Source organism: Uruburuella suis (assembly GCF_022870845.1).
GTDB lineage: Bacteria > Pseudomonadota > Gammaproteobacteria > Burkholderiales > Neisseriaceae > Neisseria > Neisseria suis.
Genome location: NZ_CP091507.1, coordinates 1,636,857 through 1,657,879, shown reverse-complemented (window position 1 = coordinate 1,657,879; position 21,023 = coordinate 1,636,857). Strand labels below are relative to the sequence as shown.

General features: G+C 56.4%; 21 protein-coding genes. 10 read left to right on the top strand and 11 right to left on the bottom strand.

The window, feature by feature from the left end:
• Positions 1 to 109 precede the first annotated feature (109 nt).
• The 4 genes from LVJ78_RS07490 to nagZ all read left to right on the top strand — a co-directional run bounded on the left by LVJ78_RS07490 (position 110) and on the right by nagZ (position 4,283).
• Positions 110 to 694, top strand: coding sequence for a thermonuclease family protein (locus LVJ78_RS07490; RefSeq protein WP_132954243.1), 585 nt, complete (start codon positions 110 to 112; stop codon positions 692 to 694).
• Between the two features lie 106 nt (positions 695 to 800).
• A complete protein-coding gene (gene nth, locus LVJ78_RS07485; protein ID WP_132954244.1) occupies positions 801 to 1,448 on the top strand; it encodes an endonuclease III in 648 nt (215 codons plus the stop codon).
• A 226-nt stretch (positions 1,449 to 1,674) separates the two neighbouring features.
• Entirely contained in the window at positions 1,675 to 3,126 is a 1,452-nt protein-coding gene (locus tag LVJ78_RS07480) for a DegQ family serine endoprotease (protein ID WP_243650362.1), read from the top strand.
• 74 nt (positions 3,127 to 3,200) lie between these two features.
• Complete coding sequence (nagZ, locus tag LVJ78_RS07475) at positions 3,201 to 4,283, top strand: beta-N-acetylhexosaminidase (protein WP_243650361.1); 1,083 nt, start codon at positions 3,201 to 3,203, stop codon at positions 4,281 to 4,283.
• A gap of 111 nt (positions 4,284 to 4,394) precedes the next feature.
• On the opposite strand, the gene bioC is transcribed toward nagZ, so the two are convergent.
• The 5 genes from bioC to LVJ78_RS07450 all read right to left on the bottom strand — a co-directional run bounded on the left by bioC (position 4,395) and on the right by LVJ78_RS07450 (position 10,208).
• Entirely contained in the window at positions 4,395 to 5,171 is a 777-nt protein-coding gene (gene bioC, locus LVJ78_RS07470; RefSeq protein WP_132954246.1) for a malonyl-ACP O-methyltransferase BioC, read from the bottom strand.
• Positions 5,161 to 6,318 carry an 8-amino-7-oxononanoate synthase gene (bioF, locus tag LVJ78_RS07465; RefSeq protein WP_132954247.1) on the bottom strand — a complete coding sequence of 386 codons (1,158 nt, stop codon included), beginning with the start codon at positions 6,316 to 6,318 and terminating at the stop codon, positions 5,161 to 5,163. The genes bioC and bioF overlap by 11 nt, the downstream gene beginning before the upstream one ends.
• 171 nt (positions 6,319 to 6,489) lie before the next feature.
• Positions 6,490 to 7,872: a NarK family nitrate/nitrite MFS transporter gene (locus LVJ78_RS07460; protein ID WP_132954248.1), complete on the bottom strand. Its 1,383-nt coding sequence runs from the start codon at positions 7,870 to 7,872 to the stop codon at positions 6,490 to 6,492.
• A gap of 71 nt (positions 7,873 to 7,943) precedes the next feature.
• A complete protein-coding gene (locus tag LVJ78_RS07455) occupies positions 7,944 to 9,179 on the bottom strand; it encodes an MFS transporter (protein WP_132954249.1) in 1,236 nt (411 codons plus the stop codon).
• A 555-nt stretch (positions 9,180 to 9,734) separates the two neighbouring features.
• Entirely contained in the window at positions 9,735 to 10,208 is a 474-nt protein-coding gene (locus tag LVJ78_RS07450; RefSeq protein WP_132954250.1) for a hemerythrin domain-containing protein, read from the bottom strand.
• A gap of 552 nt (positions 10,209 to 10,760) precedes the next feature.
• Here LVJ78_RS07450 and LVJ78_RS07445 point away from each other — a divergent pair.
• Positions 10,761 to 11,285: a M23 family metallopeptidase gene (locus LVJ78_RS07445; protein ID WP_132954251.1), complete on the top strand. Its 525-nt coding sequence runs from the start codon at positions 10,761 to 10,763 to the stop codon at positions 11,283 to 11,285.
• A gap of 77 nt (positions 11,286 to 11,362) precedes the next feature.
• Here the strand turns inward: LVJ78_RS07445 and xseA are convergent, their stop codons facing one another.
• Positions 11,363 to 12,718: an exodeoxyribonuclease VII large subunit gene (gene xseA / locus LVJ78_RS07440; RefSeq protein ID WP_132954252.1), complete on the bottom strand. Its 1,356-nt coding sequence runs from the start codon at positions 12,716 to 12,718 to the stop codon at positions 11,363 to 11,365.
• A gap of 129 nt (positions 12,719 to 12,847) precedes the next feature.
• On the opposite strand from xseA, the gene lpxK reads away from it, so the two are divergent.
• The 5 genes from lpxK (at position 12,848) to adk (ending at position 16,165) form a co-directional block, all read left to right on the top strand.
• On the top strand, positions 12,848 to 13,873 hold the full coding sequence (gene lpxK, locus LVJ78_RS07435) for a tetraacyldisaccharide 4'-kinase (RefSeq protein ID WP_132954253.1): 1,026 nt from the start codon (positions 12,848 to 12,850) through the stop codon (positions 13,871 to 13,873).
• Between the two features lie 13 nt (positions 13,874 to 13,886).
• The gene (locus tag LVJ78_RS07430; protein ID WP_132954254.1) at positions 13,887 to 14,069 is read left to right on the top strand and encodes a Trm112 family protein; all 183 of its coding nucleotides are present in this window, start codon (positions 13,887 to 13,889) and stop codon (positions 14,067 to 14,069) included.
• Entirely contained in the window at positions 14,066 to 14,833 is a 768-nt protein-coding gene (kdsB, locus tag LVJ78_RS07425) for a 3-deoxy-manno-octulosonate cytidylyltransferase (RefSeq protein WP_132954255.1), read from the top strand. The genes LVJ78_RS07430 and kdsB overlap by 4 nt, the downstream gene beginning before the upstream one ends.
• The gene (locus LVJ78_RS07420; protein WP_132954256.1) at positions 14,830 to 15,144 is read left to right on the top strand and encodes a hypothetical protein; all 315 of its coding nucleotides are present in this window, start codon (positions 14,830 to 14,832) and stop codon (positions 15,142 to 15,144) included. The genes kdsB and LVJ78_RS07420 overlap by 4 nt, the downstream gene beginning before the upstream one ends.
• A gap of 373 nt (positions 15,145 to 15,517) precedes the next feature.
• The gene (gene adk / locus LVJ78_RS07415) at positions 15,518 to 16,165 is read left to right on the top strand and encodes an adenylate kinase (RefSeq protein WP_132954257.1); all 648 of its coding nucleotides are present in this window, start codon (positions 15,518 to 15,520) and stop codon (positions 16,163 to 16,165) included.
• A gap of 83 nt (positions 16,166 to 16,248) precedes the next feature.
• Here the strand turns inward: adk and ettA are convergent, their stop codons facing one another.
• From ettA to pcaD, 5 genes are all read right to left on the bottom strand, one after another.
• Positions 16,249 to 17,922 carry an energy-dependent translational throttle protein EttA gene (gene ettA / locus LVJ78_RS07410; RefSeq protein WP_132954258.1) on the bottom strand — a complete coding sequence of 558 codons (1,674 nt, stop codon included), beginning with the start codon at positions 17,920 to 17,922 and terminating at the stop codon, positions 16,249 to 16,251.
• 354 nt (positions 17,923 to 18,276) lie between these two features.
• The gene (locus LVJ78_RS07405) at positions 18,277 to 18,621 is read right to left on the bottom strand and encodes a hypothetical protein (RefSeq protein WP_132954259.1); all 345 of its coding nucleotides are present in this window, start codon (positions 18,619 to 18,621) and stop codon (positions 18,277 to 18,279) included.
• A 201-nt stretch (positions 18,622 to 18,822) separates the two neighbouring features.
• A complete protein-coding gene (locus LVJ78_RS07400; protein ID WP_132954260.1) occupies positions 18,823 to 19,005 on the bottom strand; it encodes a hypothetical protein in 183 nt (60 codons plus the stop codon).
• 240 nt (positions 19,006 to 19,245) lie between these two features.
• A complete protein-coding gene (locus tag LVJ78_RS07395; RefSeq protein ID WP_244802563.1) occupies positions 19,246 to 19,998 on the bottom strand; it encodes an IS5 family transposase in 753 nt (250 codons plus the stop codon).
• Between the two features lie 240 nt (positions 19,999 to 20,238).
• The gene (gene pcaD, locus LVJ78_RS07390) at positions 20,239 to 21,009 is read right to left on the bottom strand and encodes a 3-oxoadipate enol-lactonase (RefSeq protein WP_132952949.1); all 771 of its coding nucleotides are present in this window, start codon (positions 21,007 to 21,009) and stop codon (positions 20,239 to 20,241) included.
• Between the last annotated feature and the right edge of the window lie 14 nt (positions 21,010 to 21,023).

Here is a 21,023-nt window from a genome sequence, read left to right as displayed (position 1 = left end):
AAAAAATAACCTAACTTCGTTGTCTCGCCTTGCCGTACTCGTTGTACTGTCTGCGGCTCGCCGCCTTGTTAGCTTACTTTTTTGAATTGGTATTAAACGCATTGTGTTGATGAAATATTTACTGGCACTTTTAGCCGCCGTAGCGGCCTTTGCCGCCCATTTGGGTTATGCCGAGAGCAGCGCTTGGTTGCAGCAGGGCGCGCAATGGCTGCGGCAAGCGGAAACCGCTGCGCCCGCGCCAAGCGCCGCGCACTTTCAGGCGCGCGTTACCGCTGTGCACGATGGCGACAGCGTGCGCGCCACCGACCGCCACGGGCAGCGGCATAAAATCCGCCTGGCCTATATCGATGCGCCCGAGTTGCAGCAGGCGCACGGCATGGCCGCCCGCGATGCCTTGCGCCGCCTGATAGACGGGCAGCAGGTGGAGGTTGCGGTGTTGGACACCGACCAATACGGGCGTGAAGTGGCGCAAATCCGCCTGCACGGGCGCGACATCAATCTGGCGCAAATCGAAGAGGGGCATGCTTGGCATTATGTGTCGATTGCCAAGCGGCGGCAGGATAAAGCCGATTTCGCCGCCTACAGCCGCGCCGAAGCCGGTGCACGCAGCAGCCGCTTTGGCCTGTGGCGCGCCCAAAGCCCGCAAGCGCCGTGGGCCTACCGCAAAGCGCAAAGCGCTGAGCAGGTGCAATGAGCCGCTGGCCGTCTGAAAACTTTGTGCCGAGATAAAAGCCGTTTATCGCGCCGGCCGGATTTTGCGGGTAAAATCCGCTTCATATTTCAACACAAACCCTATTGTTATGAACCAACACATCCGCCGGGAAATCTTCGAGCGCTTTCGCGCCGCCAATCCGCACCCGACCACCGAATTGCAATACAACAACCCGTTTGAGCTGCTGATTGCCGTGCTGCTTTCTGCGCAGGCCACCGATGCGGGCGTGAACAAAGCCACCGCCAAACTTTTTCCCGTGGCCGGCACGCCGCAGGCCATGCTGGATTTGGGCTTGGAAGGCGTGATGGAATACACCCGCACCATCGGCTTATACAAAACCAAATCCAAACACATTATCGAAACCTGCCGCATCTTGCTGCATCAGCACCAAGGCGAAGTGCCAAGCAGCCGCGAAGCGCTGGAAGCCTTGCCCGGCGTGGGGCGCAAAACCGCCAATGTGGTGCTCAACACCGCATTCGGGCAGTTGGCGATGGCGGTGGACACGCATATTTTCCGCGTGGCCAACCGCACCCGCATTGCGCCGGGCAAAAACGTGCGTGAAGTGGAAGACAAATTAATGAAAGTGATTCCGAAAGAATTTCTGCTCGATGCGCATCACTGGCTGATTCTGCACGGGCGCTACACCTGCAAAGCGCAAAAGCCTTTGTGTGAGCAGTGCATCATCAACGATTTATGCGAATATCCGTCGAAAACGGTGCTGATGGGCAAAATCTGAGCCAAGAGGCCGTCTGAAACGTTCAGACGGCCTGCTTTATCTGCCGGCGAAGCAACCGCAAAAAGATGTAAAACCCTTGCTTTCAAGCGGCCGCGCCCGCCCGGGGCTGATGCGGCGGCCTTTGTTTTCGTTTACAATTCCACACCAAACACCGATTAAAAACTTCAAAGGAAATTCTGTGAACCCCACGCCCAAATACCTTGTTTTGCTTACGGCATCGGCATTAATGCTGGGCGGCTGCGACAAGTTAGGCAGCTTTTTCGGCGATGCCAAAGAAAAAGGCAGCGAATTTGTGCAATCGATCGAAGCCAAAACCGATGGCGGCAGCGTGGGCATGTTGCTGCCCGATTTCACCAAGCTGGTGGAGCAGGAAGGCCCCAGCGTGGTGAATATCCAGGCCACCAAAAATGCGCCCGCCGCTTCGGCACGCAACGATGGCGGCATGGATTTGAGCCAGTTTCCCGACAACGATCCGTTTTACGAATTTTTCAAGCGCTTGGTGCCCAATATGCCCGAAGTGCCGCAGCAAGATGACGATGGCGAGCTGAATTTCGGCTCCGGCTTCATCATCAGCCCCGACGGCTACATCCTCACCAACACGCATGTGGTGGGCGGCATGAACAACATCAAAGTGATGCTCAACGACAAACGCGAATACACCGCCAAGCTTATCGGCTCCGACCAGCAATCGGATGTGGCGCTGCTCAAAATCGATGCCGCCGATTTGCCGGTGGTGAAAATCGGCAACGCCAAAGATTTGAAACCGGGCGAATGGGTGGCCGCCATCGGCGCACCGTTTGGGTTTGACAACAGCGTCACCGCCGGCATCGTGTCGGCCAAAGGCCGCAGCCTGCCGAATGAAAACTACACGCCGTTTATCCAAACCGATGTGGCGATTAATCCGGGCAATTCCGGCGGCCCGCTCTTTAATTTAAAAGGGCAGGTGGTGGGCATTAATTCGCAAATTTATAGCCGCAGCGGCGGCTTTATGGGCATTTCGTTTGCCATTCCGATTGATGTGGCCATGAATGTGGCCGACCAGCTGCGCACCACCGGCAAGGTGCAGCGCGGCCAATTGGGCGTGATTATTCAAGAAGTGTCGTATGATTTGGCCAAATCGTTTGAGCTTGATAAAGCCACGGGCGCGCTGATTGCGCGCGTGTTGCCGGGCAGCCCGGCGGCCAAAGCCGGCTTGCAGGTGGGCGATATCGTGCGCAGCGTGAATGGCGAAGAAGTGCGCGCTTCCAGCGATTTGCCGGTGATGGTGGGCGCGATTGCGCCGGGCAAAGAAATCACGCTGGGTGTGTGGCGCAAAGGCAAAGAAACCGATATCAAGGTGCAGCTGGGCTCGGCCGATGGCAATGCGCAGAGCGATGATGAAGCGGGCAGCGGCCAGCCGCCGGCCGGCGGCGACACGCAATCGTTCCAGCTCGACAATATGGGCTTGAGCCTCAATGTGCAAAATGTCGACGGCGCCAAACATTTGGTGGTGGCCAAGGCCGAAGGCTTGGCCGCGCGCGCCGGCCTGCGCCGGGGCGATGAGATTTTGGCGGTGGGCCAAACCAGCGTGGAAGACGAAGCCACTTTCCGCAGCGCCATCGAAGGCGCGGGCAAAAATGTGCCGCTGTTGGTGCAGCGCAGCGGCAACACCTTGTTTTTAGCGCTCAACCTGCCTTGATTTTCCCTGCAACTTTTCAGACGGCCTCCATTGACTCAGAGGCCGTCTGAAACATTTTTAAGAAACGATTCAAGATGATGCAAACCCTTCCGCGCGGCCCGGTGATGGCCGATGTGCAGGCTTTCCAATTGAGCGAAGCCGAACGGCAGCGCCTGCTCGACCCGGCCGTGGGCGGCGTGATTTTATTCCGCCGCAATTTTGAAAATGTGGCGCAACTCAAAGCGCTGGTGGCCGAAATCAAAGCCTTGCGCACGCCTGAGCTGATTATTGCCGTCGACCACGAAGGCGGCCGCGTGCAGCGCTTTATAGAGGGTTTCACCCGCCTGCCGGCCATGAATGTGCTCGGCGAAATGTGGGATGAGCAAGGCGAAGCCGCCGCCAAAGCCGCTGCGGAGCAGGCGGGCTGGGTGCTCGCGGCCGAATTGAGCGCTTGCGGCATTGATTTGTCGTTTACGCCGGTGCTGGATTTAAACTGGGGGCAATGCGCCGTAATCGGCAACCGCAGCTTTCACCAAAGCGCCGAAATTGTGGCTGAATTGGCGCGGGCCTTGCAAAAAGGCTTAAACAAAGGCGGCATGAAATCCTGCGGCAAGCATTTTCCCGGCCACGGCTTCGTGGAAGGCGACAGCCACCATGTGTTGCCGCAAGACAATCGCAGCCTGGCCGAGCTGGAAGCGGCCGATATCGTGCCTTTTTGCAAGCTCTCTGCCGAGGGTATGGCTGCGGTGATGCCCGCGCATGTGGTGTATCCGCAAATCGATGCGCAGCCGGCGGGTTTTTCCGAGGTGTGGCTGAAGCAAATTTTGCGCCACAAAATCGGCTTTAACGGCGTGATTTTCTCCGACGATCTCACTATGGAAGGTGCTTGCGGCGCCGGCGGTATCAAAGCGCGCGCGCAATTATCGTTTGATGCCGGCTGCGATATTGTGCTCGTGTGCAACCGCCCCGATTTGGTGGATGAATTGCGCGCCGGTTTTGCCGCCCCCGCCAATCCGGATTTGGCCGCGCGCTGGCAATATATGGCCAACACTTTGCGCCCGAGCGATGCCGCCGCGATGATGGACACGCCGGAATTCAAAGCCGCCCAAAGCGTTGTGGCCGCATTGGCCACGCCCAAAGACATTGCCGGCGGCGTGAAAGTGGGCGAAGCGTTTTGATGTTTGGGGTTTGATATTTGAAAGGCAGGCCGTCTGAAAGCAATTTCAGACGGCCTTTCGTATAAAGGCGATAAAGCATTAACACAAATGCACGCAGCCGGATTTATGGATTTATGGCTTGCCGATCACAATATAGCTGATGCAATAATCCAGCGGCAGCAAGCCCTTATCGTTGCGCAGCGTTTCATAGGCCGCCGCAAATCGCTGCCAGCGCGCTTTGCCGGTGAGGCCGGCGCGACGGGCGAAAACGTGGTTGGCACCCACATGTTTGAGTGAATCGAGCAGGCTTTTTAAGTCGGCAAATTCTTGGGTGATCGTTTCAGTGCAAACTTCAATTTGGCCGAAGCAGGCAAAGGCCGTCTGAATGCCGGCGGGTGTTAAAAAGCGGTTGACATGCGGCGCGGCATCGGCGGCCTGCCAGGCTTGGCGCAGCTGCCACAAGCTGCCTTCGGCCGGCGTGGCCACGGCGATGCAGCCGCCGGCGCGGGTGATGCGCTGCATTTGGGCGGCGGCCTGCGCTAGATTGCACCATTGCAGCGCCAAGCTGCTGAAGCAGATATCGATGCTGCCGCCGGCCAGCGGCAGCGCTTCGGCATCGGCCAGTAGGCAGGCGGCAGCGCGCTGCTGCGTGTGAATGCGGCGCAACATGCCCTCGGCCAAATCGAGCGCCAGCACGCAAGCGCCTTTTTCCTGCATGATGCGGCTGAAATGGCCGCTGCCCGCGCCGATATCGAGCACGGTTTGGCCGGCCAGATTGCTTTGATGCCGCTGCTCGAGCAAATGCAGCAGGCGCGTGCCGACTTGGCGTTGCAGCGCGGCGGCATCGTCATAAGTGGCGGCGGCCTGGCTGAACGCGCGGGCGATGTGTTGCTTGTGTTCAGACGGCATTGTGCAAACCTTCTGCCAGGCGCTCGATATCGGCGCGGCTGTGGGCGGCGGTGAGGGTGATGCGCAGGCGCGCCTGCCCCATGGGCACGGTGGGCGGGCGGATGGCGGGCACATAAAGGCCGAAATCGCGCAAACGGGCGGCGGCATCGAGCGCGGCCTGATTGCTGCCGCAGATGAAGGGCTGGATGGCGGTGGATGAGGGCAATAATTTTTCTGCCAGCCCGATTTGGCCCAAGGCCGTCTGAAAATAAGCAATATTGCTGCGCAAACGTGCGCGCAAATCATCGGCTTGGCGCAGGCGCGTGCAGGCGGCGGCGAGCGCAGCGGCCTGGGCGGGCGGAATGGCGGTGCTGTAAACCAGATGGCGGGCAAATTGGGTGAGGTATTCGGCGGTGTGGTGGCTGCACAGCACCGCCGCGCCCATTGCGCCGGCGGCCTTGCCGAAGGTGACAATCAAAATGTCGGGCTGCATGCCGGCGGCTGCGGCGCTGCCTTTGCCCTCATCGCCGAGCACGCCGAAGCCGTGGGCATCATCGAGCAGCAGCCAAGCGCCGTGTTCGCGGCATAAACCGTGCAGGCGGGGCAAGTCGGCGCAATCGCCATCCATGCTGAACACGCCCTCGCTCGCTACCAGCGTGCAGCGGCCGGCATATTGCGGCAGCAGCGCGGCGAGCTGGTGATATTGCTGATGGGCAAAGCGGCGGAACGCAGCGGAGGAAAGCGCGGCGGCTTCCTGCATCGAAGCGTGGCAATATTTGTCGGCCAGCAACACATCGTTTTTGCCCAAGAGGCCGAGCAACACCGCCTGATTGGCGGCATAGCCGCTGGCAAACACAAGCGCGCGCTCATAGCCCAGCCAGCCGGCCAAAAGCTGCTCCAGCGCTTCGTGGGCATCGGTGTGGCCGCTCACCAGCGGCGAGCCGCCGCTGCCGCTGCCGAAGCGCGAGAGCGCCTGCTGCCATGCGGCAATCACGCTTTCATCGCGGCTCAAGCCCAAATAATCGTTGCCGCCGAAATTGAGCAGGCGCGTGCCATCAAAATCGATTTCGGGCGGCGGCACATCGGCGCGGCGCGGCGTGCGGCGGCGGTAGGCTTGTTTGGCGGCTTGTGCGGCCAAATCGGTGTGGATTCGGGTGTGCCAGTTCATGGGTATCAATAATTATGAATATGCGATGTGTGTTAAACAGGCCGTCTGAAAGGCTTTCAGACGGCCTGCGGCAGTATAGGTGTTGCGGGCGGCAAAAGGCAACCGCTGATTGCCGGCGGCCATGAAAAACCGCCCGATGAACGGGCGGTTGGTTGCAATTAGCTTGAAACCTCAGCACTTGGCTTCGGCGCCTTTGCGGGCGTAATACCACCAGTTGAGCGCGCCGCACAACACATAAAACACGATAAAGGCAATCAGCGCGGCATTCACGCTGCCGGTAACGGCAATGGAAGTGCCGTAGCTTTTGGGGATGAAAAAGCCGCCATAAGCCGCAAAAGCTGCGGTGAAGCCGATCACGGCTGCGCCTTCTTTGGTGGCATCGAGCCGCGCCTGCTCGGCATCGACCAAGCCTTGCTCGGCAAAGCGCTGGTGCATATTGAGGAAAATCACCGGCACCTGCATAAAGGTGGAGCCGTTGCCCAGGCCGGTGAGGGCGAACAAGGCCATAAAGCAGGCGAAAAAGCCCCAAAAGCTGCCGCCTTGGCCATCGGTGGGCAAAAAGGCGAGCACGCCGCACACGGCCACAATCATGCCGATAAACACAATTTGGGTGATGGCCGCGCCGCTTTTGATTTTATCGGAAAGCCAGCCGCCCAGCGGGCGCACCAAAGCGCCGACCAAGGGGCCGAGAAACGCATATTTCACCGGGTCCACCGCGGGAAACTGGCTTTTAATCAAAAGCGGAAAGCCGGCGGCAAAGCCGATAAACGAGCCGAATGTGCCCAAATAAAGCACACACATAATCCAGTTGTGTTTGCGGGTGAAGATAATGGCTTGGTCTTTAAAGCCGGCTTTGGCCGAGGCGATATCATTCATGCCAAACCAAGCCGCCAGCGCGGAAATGATGATAAACGGCACCCACACAAAGCCTGCGTTTTGCAGCCACATCTGCTTGGTGGCATCGCCTTTCACCCAGGTTTGCGCTTCGCCGCCGAGTGCACCGAACACGCCGGCGGTGATGATGAGCGGCACCACAAACTGCACCACCGACACCCCCAAATTGCCCAAACCGGCATTAAGCCCCAGCGCCGTGCCTTTTTCCGCTTTCGGAAAGAAAAAGCTGATGTTGGCCATGCTCGATGAGAAGTTGCCGCCGCCAAAGCCGCACAAAAGCGCCAGAATCATCATGGTGATGTAGCTTGTGTCGGGGTTTTGCACGGCAAAGCCCAGGCCTGCGGCGGGCAGCAGCAGGCTGGCGGTGGATAAAGCGGTCCAGCGGCGGCCGCCGAACACCGGCACCATAAACGAATAAAAAATGCGCAAAGTGGCGCCCGATAAAGCGGGCAGCGCCGCCAGCCAGAAAAGCTGGTTTTCGCTGTATTTAAAGCCGATATTGGGCAGATTGACCACCGCCACGCTCCACACCTGCCACACGGCAAAGGCCAAAAGCAGGGCGGGAATCGAAATCCACAGATTGCGCTTGGCAATTTTGCGGCCGGTTTGCTGCCAGAAATTTTTGTCTTCCGGCCGCCAATCGTGAAGGATGTAGCTCATTTTGATGCTCCTGAATAAGGTTTCAGACGGCCGCCCGGTTATCAATAAAGAAAGGCCGTCTGAAACGAAAATTATGCGTGTTCGATTTCTTTGCGCTTGGCTTTAAACGAGAAGTGCATCCAGATTAACGACACACACACGGTGCCGTAGAGCAGCATAAAGCTGGTGGAGCGGATGCCGGTGAAATCTTCGAGCATGCCGAACATAATCGGCAGCAAAAAGCCGCCCATGCCGCCGGCCAGCCCCACAATGCCCGACACCGCGCCGATATTGGTGGGATAGTCGTCGGCCACGAATTTAAACACCGAAGCTTTGCCCACCGCCATAGCCACGCCCACGGTAAACATCAGCACGGTAAACACCACGATATTCAAGCCGATGTGCATGCCCATGGGGCCGTTTTTGGTGTGAAACACCAATTCGGTTTGCGGGTAAGACAAAATAAAGAAACACACCCAACACACCCACATCACCGCCCAAGTTACCTTATAAGCACCGAATTTATCCGACAAATAGCCGCCAAACGCGCGCAACACGCCGCCGGGCAGCGAAAAGCAGGCCGCCAGAAAAGCCGCGCTTTGCAGCGTGAGGCCGTATTCGCCGACATAATATTTGGTCATCCACAAAGCCAGCGCCACATAGCCACCGAACACCACCGAATAATATTGGCTGTAGCGCAACACGCCCGGGTCTTTCAAAAGCGCGAGCTGCTCGCGCAGGGTAACGGAAGACGACACCAAATGGCTTTTATCGTGATAAGAAGTAAACCAAAACACAATCGCCGTGCCCAGCATAATCACCGCATACACGGTGGGCACAAAATGCCAGGTGCCGTAAGCAATCAGCGCCGGCGCCAAAAATTTATTCACCGCCGAGCCGGCATTGCCCGCGCCAAACACGCCCATCGCCATGCCTTGCTGGTGCTTCGGAAACCAACGCGCCACATAAGGCGTGCCCACCGAAAACGAGCCGCCGGCCAAGCCCATCACCAAGCCGATCAGCAGAAACTGCCAAAATTGATCGGCATACTGCATCATAAAAATCGCCGGCACACACAACAGCATCAGCACGAAAAACACAATGCGCCCGCCGTAGCGGTCGGTCCAGATGCCCAGCGGCACGCGCACCAGCGAGCCGGAGAGCACCGGCGTGGCCGCCAAAATGCCGAATTCGGTTTCGCTCAAGCCCAGCTGCTCTTTTACCGGAATGCCCACCACCGCCAGCATCATCCACACCATAAAACACACGGTAAATGCCAGCGTGCTGGACGCCAGCACCGAATATTGCTTGTATTTTTGCGAGGCCATTGCAGCCGTCCTTTCTGTGTTTAAAGCAAACATTTTTTTACAATGCAAGCTTACGGCGCTTTGTTTGCCTTGAATATCGGCACAAAGCAGGGCGGATTTACAGTATTCGCATAAGCGGGATTAGTTATTCGGGCGCGCGCGCATAATCCGTTTGGCGGATGGGGTTTGCAAAAACTTACATTGGGTCGGTTTAAAGCGCATGGTTGTGATTTGAAAACAGAGATGCAAACACCGTATATGCAAATTCATAAAAAAGGCCGTCTGAAAAGTTTTCAGACGGCCTGTGGTGAAAATTCAAATTCGGGTACAGATGCAGATAGACAGGTTGGGTCAGGCCGTCAAGCCGTTATCCAAGATTGGTTTTAAACAGATTGATTTGATAAAGCGGTTTGAGTTTTGTCGGATTATGCCTGCCGCCAATTCGGCCTGCGCCTGCACTTTACAATAAGAGATGCAAACACCGTATAAGCAAATTCATAAAAAAAGGCCGTCTGAAAAGTTTTCAGACGGCCTGTGGTGAAGATTCAAACCCCATGCAGCTATTAGGCGCAGCTATTATGAAGCCAACACGCGTGCAAACAAAATATCGTTTTCCAGTGCGATGTGGTCGTTTAAATCATCGCTCAATTCTTTAGCCAGCGCATAAAGCCGCTGCCAGCTGCCGCAAGCGCCCTCGGGCGGGGTGAAATCATCGGTGAGCGCGCGCAGCTCGGCCAACGCGGCTTCGTGCTCGGTGTGCTCGTGCATCATCATCTGAATCGGCATGGCTGCGCCGCGGCCGGCGCCTTGCTTGATCATGGGGAAGAGCACGCGCTCTTCCTTCATCATATGGCTGAGCAGCTCGGCTTCGATGCCCTGCAAAAGCGGCAACAGCGCCGCCGGAAAGCTGTCCGCATGCACGCCGGCCACTTTTTGCGCCAAAGCGCCAAGCTCGGCCAGCTGGTTGCGGTGGGTTTCGTGATAACGTTGCAGAATGTGTTCAATGGCGGCATCCAGCGGCGCGGTTTGCCACAGGCTCAAATCGGTCATGGTCGGGTTCCTTTTGCGTGAATCGTGTTCAGACGGCCTGAATAGATAACAGTCATATTATATGAATGATTCTGGCGGGGGAATAGGCCGTTTGGCTTAGGGTCTGTTCACCATTCATCTCGTGGCAATCTTTTGGCTCAAAAACGCGCCTGCCGCGTTGAAAATGCTCGCAAGGTGTCCACCCTTGCTGCGCTTTTCGCCTTGCAAACGCGCTTTTGCGCTCAAAATCTTACGCACGGATGAAAGGTGAACAGACCCTAGGATGGGATAAGAAGCCGTTATTTATCCGTAGAATGGCCGATAAGCATGGGCAAAAAATATCCTGAAATATAGTGGAATGCATAAAAAAGTGACACAACGGGTAGGTTGGGTTGAAAACCCAACAAGCCCACAGGCCGTCTGAAACCTTGGGTTTATCAACCCAACCTACGCCGTTATAGTGCATAGTTTTGTATCACTTTTTCTTGCGTTCCACTATATTGTTTTGATGAGGGATTGTTTTCATTTTATGGATTGGGCATGAATGATGCCGAATCAGAAAAGAGCAGGCAAATGGATGTAAGAAAAGGCTTGAAAAGTGTGCTTTGGCTGCTGCTGGCGGCCACCTTGCTGATCGGGCTGCGCCCTTATTTGGCACCTTATTGGTGGCGCGCCCGATTGTGGCAGGAGCCGGCGCCCACCGCGCAAAGCCTGCCCAACCCCTTGCCCGGCCGGCGCTTTGCCGACACTTGGGGCGCAGCCCGCAGCCAGGGGCGCACGCATGAGGGTGTGGATATTTTTGCACCGCGCGGCACGCCGGTGTTGAGCACCACCAAAGGCGTGGTCAGCCGCATCGGCGAAAACCGGCTCGGCGGCAATATTGTGGGCATCACCGGCCCCGGCGGCGTGTGGCATTATTATGCCCATTTAGACCGATATGCTGAAAATCTTCGTGAAAACAGTTGGATAGAAGCGGGCACGCTGATCGGCTATGTGGGCAACAGCGGCAATGCCGCGGCCACGCCGCCGCATCTGCATTACGGCGTGTACACACGCGAAGGCGCGGTGAACCCTTATCCGCTTATCCGCCAGCCGTAAGTGAAGTGCAATCAAAAAAGGCCGTCTGAATGCTTGATGAATAGGCATTCAGACGGCCTTTTTGCAAATACCGTGTGTTAAGAATAATCAAACAAATCCGGCTGCTTGTGCTCGCGGGTTACGCGCACATCGGTTTCGCCCTCGGCAAACACGATATGCAGCTTTTGCCCCTGCTTGAGGCTGTCGGCATTGCGGATGACCTGGCCACGGCTGTTTTTCACCACGCTGAAGCCGCGCGCAAGAATATGCTGCGGCGACACGGCTTCGAGCAGCGCAGCCTGTTTTTCCAAGCCTTGGCGGCGCAGATTGAATAAAGCCTGCCAGTTTTGTTGCAAGGCCGTCTGAAAAGCGGCCAAATCGCGGCCGACGGCGGCGGTGTCGGGGCGCAGGTGCGCCAGCTTTTGCTGTTGCTGAGCCAGTGCTTGCGCGCTGAAACGGTGTTGGTTTTGCATGGCAAAGCGCAGGTTTTGCTGCAAGGCGGCCAGGTGTGTTTTTTGTTCGTCCAGCTTTTGCTGCGGATGGCGCAGCTGCCGGGCAAGCCAGTCGAGGCGCTGGCTGGCATCGTAATAGCGCTGTTGTAGCGTGCCGCGCAATTGCGTTTGTGCCAGCGCGAGTTTTCTCAGCAATTCGGCGCGGTTGGGGCTCACCAATTCGGCCGCGGCCGTGGGCGTGGGCGCGCGCATGTCGGCGGCAAAATCGGCCAGCGTGAAATCGGTTTCATGCCCCACGCCGCTCACAATCGGTATGGCGCAGGCTTCAATCGCGCGCACCACCGGCTCTTCGTTAAACGCCCATAAATCTTCAATGCTGCCGCCGCCTCGGCACACAATCAACACATCTGTTTCATGGCGCGCAGCGGCCGTGGCAATGGCTTGCGCAATCTGCTTTTCGCTGCCCGCACCCTGCACCGGCGTGGGGTAAACAATAATGGGAATTTCCGGTGCGCGCCGCTTGAGCGTGCTCACCACATCGCGCAGCGCGGCCGCGGCCAGGCTCGTGACAATGCCGATGGCGCGCGGGTGCTCGGGCAGCGGCTTTTTGCGCTCGGGCGCAAACACGCCCTCAGCCTGCAATTTGGCCTTGAGCTTTTCATAAGCTTCGTAAAGCTGGCCCAAGCCTTTGAGGCGCACTTCATTCACCGTGATCTGAAATTCGCCGCGCGCTTCGTAAATGCTGATTCTGCCACTCAATTCGATGTGATCGCCTTCTTTCAAGGGCGCGGCCAGCTTGGCGGCGGTGCCTTTAAACAAGGCGCAGCGCACTTGGGCGCGGCTGTCTTTGAGCGAGAAATAATAATGGCCGCTGGCGGCGCGGGTGAGGTTGGACACTTCACCGGCCACCCACAAGCCGAATAAATGCTCTTCGAGCAGGTTTTTGGCCAAGGCATTGAGCTCAGACACGGAAAGCGCGGCGGGCGCGAAAAAATCAGACATGGGCGGGGGTCGGAAATTAAGGTGGAATGGGCGATTATAAAGCTTTTCCGGCGGCTGTTGTGGTTTGGCCGCCGCCGCGTGTGTTAAGATATTTGATTGTTGACTTGTTGGCACAGGCCGTCTGAAAACATGAAGCTGCATCAAATCATCGAGCGCCATTGGCAGCAGCCGCAGCCGCTTTTAAAAGCGTTGCTGTGGCCGCTGTCGCGCCTGTTTCAGGCGGTTTATGGTGTGCGCCGTTATCTGTATCGCACAGGCCGTCTGAAAAGCGAAAAGCTGGCGGTGCCGGTGGTGGTGGTGGGCAATATCCATGCCGGCGGCACGGGCAAAACGCCGGTGGTGGCGGCGCTGGTGCGCGGTTTGCAGGCGAAGGGTATTCAAGTGGGTATCATCAGCCGCGGCTACGGGCGCAAAAGCAGCGGTGTGCATGTGCTTGATCAGCGCAGCAGCGCCGCCGAAGCGGGCGACGAGCCTTTGCTGCTTTATAGCCAAACCGGCGCGCCCACCGCCGTGGGCAGCCGCCGCGCCGAAGCGGGCAAAGCCTTGCTCGCGGCGCACCCCGAAATCGAAGTGATTATTGCGGATGACGGTTTGCAGCATTATGCTTTGCAGCGCGATGTGGAAATCGCCGTGTTTCCGGCGGCCGATGTGGGGCGGCGCGATTTGGATTTGCTGCCCGGCGGCGGCCTGCGCGAGCCGTTTGCGCGTTTGCATGCGGCAGATGCGGTGGTGGTGAGTGCTGCTGTGGGCGCGGTGGATAAAGCTTATTTCAGGCCGTCTGAAAATATTTTTTGCAGCCATTTGGAAAGCGGCAATATTTATCTTTTAAACCGCCCCGATATTCTGCTCGACACAGGCCGTCTGAAAGGGGTGCGCACAGCGGCCGTGGCCGGCATTGCCAAGCCCGGGCGCTTTTTTGAGAGCCTGCGCGCTTTGGGCATTGAGTTGGCCGAAACCAAGGCGCTGCCCGATCATGCCGATATTTCCCCCGCCGATTTGCCGGCCGCCGATTGGGTGTTTGTCACCGAAAAAGATGCGGTGAAGCTGGCGGATTGCGCCGCAGATAATGTGTGGGTGCTGCCGGTTTGTGCGATAATCGAGCCTGATTTGGCACAATGGCTGCTTGGCCGTTTGCCATCACTCAAGAAAAAATAAAGAAAGAAGTGCAATGGAAAAAAAATTTCTCGATATCCTCGTTTGCCCCGTGTGCAAAGGCGCATTGGAATATAAGCAAGACCGGCAGGAATTATGGTGCCGCCAAAGCAAGCTTGCTTATCCGATTAAAGACGGCATACCGTTTATGCTCGAAAACGAAGCGCGCCAATTGAGCGCCGAGGAGCTGCATTCATGAGCGGCTTTGTGGTGCTGATTCCGGCGCGCATGTCGTCTTCGCGGCTGCCGCGCAAGGCGCTGGCCGATATTCACGGCAAGCCCATGGTGGTGCGCGCCGCCGAGCAGGCCGCCAAAAGCCGCGCCGTGCGCGTGGTGGTGGCCACGGATCATGAAGAGATTTTTGCTGCCTGCCAAGCGCACAACATTGAAGTGGTGATGACGGGCGAATATCATGAAAGCGGCACCACCCGCCTGGCCGAAGCCGCGCAATTGCTGGGCTTGAGCGCCGACACCGTGGTGGTGAACGTGCAGGGCGATGAGCCTTTGATCGACCCGAAATTGGTTGACCAAACCGCCGCCGTGCTGGTGGAAAACGGCGCGCCGATGGCCACCGCCGCGCATGAAATCCACGATTTCGATGAATTTATGAATCCGAATGTGGTGAAAGTGGTGTTGTGCCGGCAAGGCCGTGCGCTTTATTTCAGCCGCGCCCCGATTGCCTATCCGCGCGACAGCATGCGCGCCGGCGAGCGCGCGTTGCCTCAAGTGGCCGCGCCTTTGCGCCATATCGGCATTTATGCCTATCGCGCCGGCTTTTTGAATGAATATGCGCAAATGAGCGCATCGCCGCTGGAAAACATCGAATCGCTCGAGCAGCTGCGCGTGTTGTGGCACGGCCACCCGATTGCGGTGGAAATTGTGGCTCAAGCGCCCGCTGCCGGTGTGGACACGCAAGAAGATTTGGAACGCGTGCGCGCGGTGTTTCAGAAAGTCGCACAATGAATAAAACAGCCCTTATGGCGCTGATGCTCTTGGCGAGCGGCTGCGCGCAAATGCTTCCTGCCATGAGCACCGATTTGGGCGGGCAGCGCTATCAGCTCCAAGCCAACGGCAACGTGTTTGTCAACAAAGATACCTTGAGCAACAATATCGACAAAAAAGCCAAAAAGCTCTGCCCCGAAGGCTATGAATATGAAACACCGGGCGACACCCGTTTTAAAAACGATCTATTGGTAAATAACGGCGTGTTGATGCCGTCGGGTTATTTTGCGATGCATCGGGTTGTCCGCTGCACGAATGCCGCTGAAAACTGATGGCAGGCCGTCTGAAAAGGCGGGAATGCTTTTCAGACGGCCTGAAAACAAGGTAAGATAGCAAAGATTGTTTAACAAACCCAATCGTCAAATATAAACTCATACCCATTCAGAAAAATAAGCTAACAAGGCAGAAGCCTGCGACAGTACAGATATAGTGGAATGCAAGAAAAAGTGATACAAAACCACGCACTATCACGGAGTAGGTTGGGTTGATAAACCCAAGGTTTCAGACGGCCTGTGGGCTTGTTGGATTTTCAACCCAACCTACCCGTTGTGTCACTTTTTTTATGCATTCCACTATAGTACGGTAAGGCGAGGCAACGAAGTTAGGTTGTTTTTTTGGATTGGTATCAAACACAAAGGAACCCCAATGAAAGCATTACTGCTCGGCGCTCCGGGCGCAGGCAAAGGCACGCAGGCGCAATTTATCACCGCCGCCTTCAATATTCCGCAGATTTCCACCGGCGATATGCTGCGCGCCGCAATTAAGGCCGGCACGCCGCTGGGCTTGGAAGCCAAAAAAATCATCGATGAAGGCGGCTTGGTGCGCGACGACATTATCATCGGCATGGTGAAAGAGCGCATTGCCCAAGCCGATTGCGCCAACGGCTTTTTGTTTGACGGCTTTCCGCGCACGCTGGCGCAGGCCGAAGCGATGGTGGAAGCGGGCGTGGATTTAGATGCCGTGGTGGAAATCGATGTACCCGACAGCGTGATTGTGAGCCGCATGAGCGGCCGCCGCGTGCACCTGCCCTCAGGCCGCACCTACCACATCACCCACAACCCGCCCAAAGCGGAAGGCAAAGACGACATCAGCGGCGAAGATTTGATTCAGCGCGACGACGATAAAGAAGAAGTGGTGCAAAAACGCCTGGCGGTTTACCACGAGCAAACCGAAGTGCTGGTGGATTTCTACAGCAAACTCGAAGGCGAACATGCGCCGCAATACATCAAAGTAGACGGCACGCAGCCGGTGGATGCCGTGAAAGCACAAGTGCTGGGCGCATTGGGCAAATAAGCCTTATGGCGTGAGCGATAAAACTCGGCTTGAAAGAAAAGGCCGTCTGAAAAGTTTTCAGACGGCCTTTTCTTTGATACAAATTAACGCGTTACCGGCTTATAGCGAATCCGCTTCGGCTTCGCACCTTCTTCACCCAAGCGGCGTTTTTTGTCGGCTTCGTATTCTTGATAGTTGCCGTCGAAGAACACCCATTTTGAGTCGCCTTCCGCTGCCAATATGTGGGTGGCGATGCGGTCGAGGAACCAGCGATCGTGCGAAATCACCATCACGCTGCCGGCAAACTCGAGCAGTGCGTCTTCCAGCGCACGCAGGGTTTCTACGTCTAAATCGTTGGAAGGCTCATCGAGCAGCAGCACGTTGCCGCCGGCGAGCAGGGTTTTGGCCAAATGCAGGCGGCCGCGTTCGCCGCCGGAGAGCTTGCCCACGATTTTGCCTTGATCGGCGCCTTTAAAGTTGAAACGCCCCAAATAAGCGCGGGCGGGAATTTCGAATTGACCCACTTGCAAAATATCGCGGCCTTCGGCGATTTCGTCGAACACGGTTTTATCGTTGCCCAAGCCTTCGCGGGTTTGGTCGATGAGCGACATTTTCACGGTTTGGCCGATGCTCACTTCGCCGGAATCAGGCTGCTCTTTGCCGGAAATCATTTTAAACAGCGTGGATTTGCCCGCGCCGTTGGGGCCGATAATGCCCACAATCGCACCGGCGGGCACTTTGAAGCTCAAGTCGTCAATCAAGAGCTTGTCGCCAAAGGCTTTGCTCACATTGGTAAACTCAATCACTTCGTTGCCCAAACGCTCGGCCACAGGAATAAAAATTTCTTGGGTTTCGTTGCGTTTTTGGTATTCGTAGTTGCTCATTTCTTCAAAACGCGCCAAACGGGCTTTCGATTTGGCTTGGCGGCCTTTGGCGTTTTGGCGCACCCATTCCAACTCCTGCTTCATGGCTTTGATGCGGGCGGCTTCAGATTTCGATTCTTGCGCCAAACGGGCTTCTTTTTGCTCCAACCAAGAAGAATAATTGCCTTTCCACGGAATACCGTGGCCGCGGTCGAGTTCTAAAATCCATTCGGCAGCATTGTCGAGAAAATAGCGGTCATGCGTTACCGCCACCACGGTGCCGGGGAAACGCACCAAAAACTGCTCCAACCATTCCACCGATTCGGCATCCAAGTGGTTGGTCGGCTCATCGAGCAGCAGCATATCGGGCTTGGAGAGCAGCAGTTTGCACAAGGCCACGCGGCGTTTTTCACCGCCGGAAAGATTGCCGATTTTGGCATCCCAATCGGGCAGGCGCAGCGCATCGGCAGCAATTTCCAGCTCATGCTCGGCACCGCCGCCGGTGCTCGAACCGGCCGCGATAATCGCTTCGAGTTTGCCTTGTTCCTCGGCCAGCGCATCAAAATCGGCATCCGGCTCGGCATACAGCGCATACACTTCTTCCAGCCGTTTTTGTGCGGCGGCCACTTCGCCCAAACCGCTTTCCACCTCTTCACGCACGGTTTTTTCGGGGTCGAGCTCGGGCTCTTGCGGCAGATAGCCGATGTTGATGCCGCTCATCGGAATCGCTTCGCCTTCAAATTCTTTGTCCACGCCCGCCATAATGCGCAACACGGTGGATTTGCCCGCGCCGTTCAGGCCCAGCAGGCCGATTTTGGCGCCGGGGAAAAAAGATAGGGAAATGTCTTTAATGATGGTTTTTTGCGGCGGCACCACTTTGCTCACGCGCAGCATGGAATAAACGTATTGGCTCATAGGGCTCTCTTGAATGGGAGTAAACAGGTTTCAGACGGCCTTTTTTTCTGAGGCCGTCTGAAAAGATGGGCTTATTCTAACCGATGCCCAAAGGTTCGCCAAACGAATCAGGCCGCTTGAAAGAAAAACTTCAAACGGCTTGGTTCATTTGCCGGCGCGATGTGTTTGCACTATGTGGGGGATGCCGGAATCTGACATTTATTTTTAGAACAACGAAACCGGTGATGCTTTTGGCCTGACGGCCAAATGTCGGATTCGAGCATCCGACCTACGGCTAAGCAATGCTCAAAGGTACGCCAAACTTCTCAGGCCGTCTGAAAGAAAAATTTCAGACGACCTGATTCGTTTGGGGCATCAGCCTGCCGGTTTGTCTTTATCGTCTGCCGGCTGCCGGTTGGCGTTTTTTTCCTCTTTTGCCCGCCGCTCTTGCTCGCGGCGCTGCTTTTTGCTTTCTTTCACGCGGCGGCTGTGCTCCATTTTGTCGGCCATTTTCTGGCTCATCGAGCGGCGGTCTTTGGGGGTGTCGCGCTTGGGCCAGAATGAAAAGCGGCTGTTGTTGCCGGCGGCTATGAGCAGGCCTTGTTCGGCCAATGCCACCGGTGCGATTTCAAATGCTTGATGCGCGGTGGGCGACGCCTGCACGGGGGCGGCTACTGCCAATAGAGAAAGGGAAACCAAACAAAGGGCAACTTTATTCATGATGAGCTCCTTATCGATAACTTTCATTCAGCAAAATGCGGTGCGGCTTAATCGAAAGCAGATTGATTACATAGCATTGATTGTGCATGCCCGCCGCGCTTTTGTACAGACCTCGGCAGGTGCAAGAGCCGGGTATGTTGACATAAAGCAAAAGGCCGTCTGAATGGTTTCAGACGGCCTTTTGTGTGGGGCAGAGCGGCCTTAGCGGGCTACCGGGGCAGACACGGTGGCGGCGGAGGCATCCGCAACAGGGGCAGACGCGGTGCCGACCGGGGCGGAGGCGGTTTCAACCACCACCACTTGTTCTTTAATCTGGTGGGCCGGCGCGGCCATGGCAGCGGCAGACAAAACGGCAACGGAGATTAAAGCGGCAAATTTTTTCATGGTAAATCCTCTTCAGTTCAAAGTTTAAAAAACAACATGCCCGCAGCGGCGGCGCTTAGGGTCTGTTCACAATTCATCTCGTGGCAATCTTTTGGCTCAAAAACACGCCTGCTGCGTTGAAAATGCTCGCAAGGTGTTCAACCTTGCTGTGCTTTTCGCCTTGCAGCCACGCTTTTGCGCTCAAAATTTTACTCGCGGATGAATTGTGAACAGCCCCTAGGGCGTCCTGACAATTACTTGTCATAAAGGCAGCCATAGCATAATACAAGCTAAAGCAACTACGCTTTCATAATGCCTTTTCAAACGATCGTAACGGGTGGCAACCGCACGAAAATGTTTCAATTTTTCAAAGGCATTCTCTACCAAATGCCTCGCTTTATACAAATACCAATCCATACACACATTCAGACGCTCCCTGTCTTTTTTATAAGGAATATTCGGCCTGATGCCCATATCGGCAAGCAACTGCCTGAAAGCGTCAGAGTCATAACCTTTGTCGGCAGTCAGCACTTCGGTTGAGGATAAATCTACGCTATCCAGCAATTCCGGTGCCGCAGTAATGTCATTAACCGTTCCCGATGTGACCTTGAAACCTACAGGGTTTCCACAGGCATCGACAGCCAAATGAATTTTAGTGCTATTGCCACCACGGCTGTGGCCGACAGCGGCTGCCTCTCCAACAGTTGCCGCTGCATGTTGGTGGACTTTGACATAGCTGCCGTCAATAAATACCCATTCCATATCGGGGAATTCGGTCAAGGCATTGAGTATGCTTTGAAAAATCCCTTTCTCCGACCATCTATGGAAGAGGCGCAACAGGGAATTGCCTTTACCGAAAAACGGCGGGATGTCTTCCCACGGTATGCCGGTTCTGATGCGGTAAAGTATGCCTTCTATTTTGAGGCGCAGATTTTTCTTGTGGTAAACGCCTAAATCGAGCAGAATGTCTAACAGCTTTGACCAGTATTCATCTTTGAGTAGTGTTCGAGGCATGGCAGATAAGTATGTTTTGTTTGGCGACAAAAATTTTAACTTATCTGCCTTTCTTTTATCTGATTATTTTTATGACAAGTAATTGTCAGGACGCCCTAGTGCGCCCAGCCGGATAATGCGGCCTGCGGCAAGCGCCGGTTGGCGGCATGCATGTGTTGTCTGAAAGGGTTTAGAGTAAAAAGTTCAATTTAAATCTACCCGGCCGGCATCGGGTGGGGTGCGAAAACCGGCTTTTCCGGCTCAAGCCGGGCGCAGCAGGCGGTTGAATTCGGCGGTCGCCTCGATATTGGCGATGTGCGCGCTGGGTAACACGGCCAGCGAGGCGCGGGGCAGGTTTTGCGCCAGCCATTGCGCATCGGCCACGGTGGTGACGGCATCGTGTTTGCCGCCGATCACTTGCACATCGACATCGGCTTGATGCACCAGCGCGCGCACATCGGCGGTGGCGAGCACGTCGCAGCATTTGGCATAGCCCTCGGCGTGGCTGTGGCGCAGGGTGTCGGTGAGGCGCGCCACGATGCTGGGGCGGCGCTCGCAAAAGGCGGGGGTAAACCAGCGCGAGGCGGCGGAATCGGCAATGCTGCCCATGCCTTCGCTGCGCACGATTTCTGCGCGCACTTGCCAAGCGGCGGCATTGCCGATTTTGGCGGCGGTGTTGCTCACGGTGAGGCGGCTGAAGCGTTCGGCGCGATGAATGGCCAGCCACAAGCCGGTGAGCCCGCCCATGGAAATGCCGCAAAATTGTGCGCTTTCGATGCCGAAGCCGTCGAGCACGCTGATCACGTCTTTGCCCAAATCGGCCAGCGTCCAGCCGCTGCCCTCGGCGCTTGAGCGGCCGTGCCCGCGCGTGTCGTAGGCAATCATGCGGTAATCGGCGGCCAAGGCATCGATTTGTGGCTGCCACATGGTGTGGTCGGTGCCCAGCGAATTGCAGAAAATCAGGGCAGGTGCTTGCTCATCGCCGAATGATTGGGCATAGAGGCGGTTTTTATCGTGGGTGTTGATCCACATGGTGTGTTCCTTTT

What these genes read in the sequence shown, in the direction of transcription:
- LVJ78_RS07490 (WP_132954243.1), top strand. Translation starts at nt 110, where the DNA reads ATGAAATATTTACTGGCACTTTTAGCCGCCGTAGCGGCCTTTGCCGCC.
- bioC (WP_132954246.1), bottom strand. Translation starts at nt 5,171, where the DNA reads ATGCCGTCTGAACACAAGCAACACATCGCCCGCGCGTTCAGCCAGGCC.
- pcaD (WP_132952949.1), bottom strand. Translation starts at nt 21,009, where the DNA reads ATGTGGATCAACACCCACGATAAAAACCGCCTCTATGCCCAATCATTC.
- lpxK (WP_132954253.1), top strand. Translation starts at nt 12,848, where the DNA reads ATGAAGCTGCATCAAATCATCGAGCGCCATTGGCAGCAGCCGCAGCCG.
- LVJ78_RS07420 (WP_132954256.1), top strand. Translation starts at nt 14,830, where the DNA reads ATGAATAAAACAGCCCTTATGGCGCTGATGCTCTTGGCGAGCGGCTGC.
- ettA (WP_132954258.1), bottom strand. Translation starts at nt 17,922, where the DNA reads ATGAGCCAATACGTTTATTCCATGCTGCGCGTGAGCAAAGTGGTGCCG.
- LVJ78_RS07395 (WP_244802563.1), bottom strand. Translation starts at nt 19,998, where the DNA reads ATGCCTCGAACACTACTCAAAGATGAATACTGGTCAAAGCTGTTAGAC.
- kdsB (WP_132954255.1), top strand. Translation starts at nt 14,066, where the DNA reads ATGAGCGGCTTTGTGGTGCTGATTCCGGCGCGCATGTCGTCTTCGCGG.
- LVJ78_RS07455 (WP_132954249.1), bottom strand. Translation starts at nt 9,179, where the DNA reads ATGGCCTCGCAAAAATACAAGCAATATTCGGTGCTGGCGTCCAGCACG.
- LVJ78_RS07405 (WP_132954259.1), bottom strand. Translation starts at nt 18,621, where the DNA reads ATGAATAAAGTTGCCCTTTGTTTGGTTTCCCTTTCTCTATTGGCAGTA.
- xseA (WP_132954252.1), bottom strand. Translation starts at nt 12,718, where the DNA reads ATGTCTGATTTTTTCGCGCCCGCCGCGCTTTCCGTGTCTGAGCTCAAT.
- LVJ78_RS07480 (WP_243650362.1), top strand. Translation starts at nt 1,675, where the DNA reads ATGCTGGGCGGCTGCGACAAGTTAGGCAGCTTTTTCGGCGATGCCAAA.
- LVJ78_RS07450 (WP_132954250.1), bottom strand. Translation starts at nt 10,208, where the DNA reads ATGACCGATTTGAGCCTGTGGCAAACCGCGCCGCTGGATGCCGCCATT.
- LVJ78_RS07445 (WP_132954251.1), top strand. Translation starts at nt 10,761, where the DNA reads ATGGATGTAAGAAAAGGCTTGAAAAGTGTGCTTTGGCTGCTGCTGGCG.
- LVJ78_RS07430 (WP_132954254.1), top strand. Translation starts at nt 13,887, where the DNA reads ATGGAAAAAAAATTTCTCGATATCCTCGTTTGCCCCGTGTGCAAAGGC.
- adk (WP_132954257.1), top strand. Translation starts at nt 15,518, where the DNA reads ATGAAAGCATTACTGCTCGGCGCTCCGGGCGCAGGCAAAGGCACGCAG.
- LVJ78_RS07460 (WP_132954248.1), bottom strand. Translation starts at nt 7,872, where the DNA reads ATGAGCTACATCCTTCACGATTGGCGGCCGGAAGACAAAAATTTCTGG.
- nth (WP_132954244.1), top strand. Translation starts at nt 801, where the DNA reads ATGAACCAACACATCCGCCGGGAAATCTTCGAGCGCTTTCGCGCCGCC.
- LVJ78_RS07400 (WP_132954260.1), bottom strand. Translation starts at nt 19,005, where the DNA reads ATGAAAAAATTTGCCGCTTTAATCTCCGTTGCCGTTTTGTCTGCCGCT.
- nagZ (WP_243650361.1), top strand. Translation starts at nt 3,201, where the DNA reads ATGATGCAAACCCTTCCGCGCGGCCCGGTGATGGCCGATGTGCAGGCT.
- bioF (WP_132954247.1), bottom strand. Translation starts at nt 6,318, where the DNA reads ATGAACTGGCACACCCGAATCCACACCGATTTGGCCGCACAAGCCGCC.